This is a genomic window from Geoalkalibacter sp. (genome assembly GCF_030604225.1).
Classification (GTDB): domain Bacteria; phylum Desulfobacterota; class Desulfuromonadia; order Desulfuromonadales; family Geoalkalibacteraceae; genus Geoalkalibacter.
The window spans coordinates 1-2,846 of sequence record NZ_JAUVWH010000202.1 but is presented as its reverse complement, the minus strand read 5'-3'; the positions used below and the strand labels follow the sequence as shown (position 1 = coordinate 2,846).

The 2,846-nt window shown below is 62.8% G+C and carries 3 protein-coding genes; 2 read left to right on the top strand and 1 reads right to left on the bottom strand.

What is annotated here, in order from left to right; genetic code table 11:
- Positions 1 to 405: 405 nt before the first annotated feature.
- Positions 406 to 1,770, bottom strand: coding sequence for a sigma-54-dependent transcriptional regulator (locus QAT43_RS14755; RefSeq protein WP_305043851.1), 1,365 nt, complete (start codon positions 1,768 to 1,770; stop codon positions 406 to 408).
- Positions 1,771 to 2,093: 323 nt separating this feature from the next.
- Here QAT43_RS14755 and hypA point away from each other — a divergent pair, with 323 nt between their 5' ends.
- Together hypA and QAT43_RS14745 are read left to right on the top strand one after the other, a co-directional pair.
- A complete protein-coding gene (gene hypA, locus QAT43_RS14750; protein WP_305043850.1) occupies positions 2,094 to 2,435 on the top strand; it encodes a hydrogenase maturation nickel metallochaperone HypA in 342 nt (113 codons plus the stop codon).
- Positions 2,436 to 2,437: 2 nt separating this feature from the next.
- Positions 2,438 to 2,846, top strand: a 409-nt coding sequence (locus tag QAT43_RS14745) for a GTP-binding protein (RefSeq protein WP_305043849.1), incomplete at its 3' end; no start/stop codon positions are given.

The window sequence follows — 2,846 nt, the reverse complement described above, 5'->3', positions numbered from 1 at the left end:
GAGCTTCGGGCTTCCTTGACCACGCCGTTGTCAACCACCGCCTCGATTTTGAGGTGGCCTTCGATACGGGTGACCGGATCGATGACGATTTTTCCCATAATCCCTCTCTCCTGAAAAAATGTGATGGTGGACGGTCGCGCCCGCCACGAAGCCTGGACAAAATGACCCGCGGTGCGCGCCGCCGACGGCGCTAACCAGGGGCAAGCACTGTGCCAGCGCCACCGCTTCACATTAAAAAGTCAAGCCATAACAGGATTTTAGAGGGAAAAACGTATACGGCGGGGAATCGGACAAAAAGAAGCATTTTGGACAAATTGCCACACGATGTAGCTTTTTGTCCTTTGTCCTTGGTCATTGGTTTTCAACAAATGACCAATGACGAGGGACAAGGGACGGGCGCCAGCCCTAACCTTCCTTGTCGATGCCGTACTGGGCGAGCTTGCGGTCGAGGGTCTTGCGGGCGATGCCGAGGATTTCAGAGGATTTGACTTTGTGGAAGCCGGTTTGGCGGAAGACCTGTTCGATATACAGGCGTTCCACGTCTTCCAGGGACAAGCCACCATTAGGCGGCGGCACAAACTCTTCGTCGCTGCCGCCGCTGGTGATCTTGGCGGGAAGAAAGGCGGGGGCGATCTCGTCGCCGTCGGCGAGGATCACCGCCATTTCCATGGTGTTTTCCAGCTCGCGCACGTTGCCCGGCCAGCTATAGCGCCCGAGGAGCGCCAGGGTTTCGGCGCTCAGGCGTTGCTCGGGACGCGCGGCGTACTTGCGCACGAAATGCTCGGCGAGCAGGGGGATATCCTCGCGCCGCTCGCGCAGGGGCGGGATGTTCAGGGTGACCACGTTGAGCCGATAGAAGAGGTCCTCGCGGAAGGCGCCGCGCGCCACCTCCTTCTCCAGATCCTTGTTGGTGGCGGCGATGAAGCGCACATCGGCATGGCGCGCGCGAGTGGCGCCGACGGGCAGGAATTCCTTTTCCTGTAGCAGGCGCAGCAGCTTGGCCTGCAGTGCGGGGCTGAGGTCGCCGATCTCGTCGAGAAACAGACTGCCGCGGTTGGCTTCCTCGACCAGGCCGCGATGGTTGGCCACGGCGCCGGTGAAGGCCCCCTTGACATGTCCGAAGAGCTGGCTTTCGAGGAGCGTGTCGGTGATGGCGGCGCAGTTGAGGGTGAGAAAGCGTTCGTCGCGCCGCGCGCTGCTGTAGTGGATGGTGGAGGCGATCAGTTCCTTGCCCGTGCCGCTCTCGCCGAGGATCAGCACGCCGGCGTCGCTCGCCGCCACGCGCTTGGCCAGGGTGAACACGTTGCGGAAGGCCTGGCTTTTGAAGATCACCTGCTCGGGATCGAAGCGCCGCCGGATCTCGGCTTTCAGCGAGCGGTTCTCGGCCACCAGACGGCTGCGCTCCACCACCGCATCGACCAGGGCATAAATATCCTCGGCGATGAAAGGCTTGATCAGATAGTCGTGGGCCCCCAGTTTCATCGCTTCAACGGCGTTGCGCACCGTGGCGAAAGCGCTCATCAGCACCACGCACAGATCGCCGTGGCTCGCCTTGATGCGGCGCAGCACCTCCAGGCCGTCGAGACCGGGCATTTTGGCGTCGATCAGCACCAGATCGGGCAGCGCGCCGTCCATCTCCCCCAGGGCCTTGAGCAGGGCCGCGCCGCCGCCGAAGCACTCGACGCCGTGGCCGCGCGCTTCGAGGAGCTTGCGCAGAAAATTCTGGATTTCGACCTCGTCGTCGCAGATGAGGATTTTTCCCTTGGTCATGGGCGGTCCGTCCCGGGAGCGGAGAGGAATGAAGCGCAAAGGCTGACTTCGCAGGCTAGCAAAAGTGCCGGAGCGGTCGCAACGGTTTTCCAAAATGACACATGTATACACCCGAGCCTGCGGCACGCAGTTGCATTTTGACACATTTCGGCTCTATTATTTCGCTTCATCTTTCAAAATCTTTCTCACCGCAGAGACCGCGAAGAACGCAGAGGAGAGACTGTTTTCCCTGGTTATCGTCGAGACCTTGAATTTTTCTCGGCGCCCTCGGCGTGCTCAGCGGTGCAAGTCTTTTTTCTTTTGTCGATTCTCGAGGTCGCTGAATGCACGAACTGGGCATCACCCGCAGCATCGTCGAAATCGCCGAGGGCCACGCCCGCGAACAGGGCGCGACGCGGGTGCTGTCGTTGACCGTGCGGATCGGCGCCCTCTCCGGCGTGATCCCCGACGCGGTGGAATTCGCCTTCGAGGTCTGCGCCGCGGGGACTCTCCTCGAAGGCGCGCGGCTGATCATCGACGCCGTGCCCGGGCGCGGGCGCTGCCGCGCCTGCGGTGCCGAGAGCGCCATCGACCGTTTCACCTACGCCTGCCCCACCTGCGACGCCCTGGCCCTGGACATCACCCAGGGCGAGGAATTGAGCATCCTCGAACTGGAGGTCGACTGACCATGTGCATCGACTGCGGCTGCGGCCCGACGGACCACCACCATCATCACGAACCCGGTCATGCCCACGGCCACAGTCATGACCACGGCCATTCCCACGACCAGGGGCGACGCACCCTGCGCATCGAGGAGGACATTCTCGCCAAGAACAACCGCCTGGCCGGCGACAACCGCGCCCTGTTCGGCGCCAAGGGCCTGTTCGTGCTCAACCTGGTGAGTTCGCCCGGTTCGGGCAAGACCTCGATTCTCGAACGCACCCTGCGCGACCTGGTAGGCAACATCACCTTCGCGGTGCTGGAGGGCGACCAGCAGACCGACCAGGACGCCGCGCGCATCGCCGCCACCGGCGTGCCGGTGCACCAGATCAACACCGGCGCCGGCTGCCACCTCGACGCCCACATGGTCGGCCACG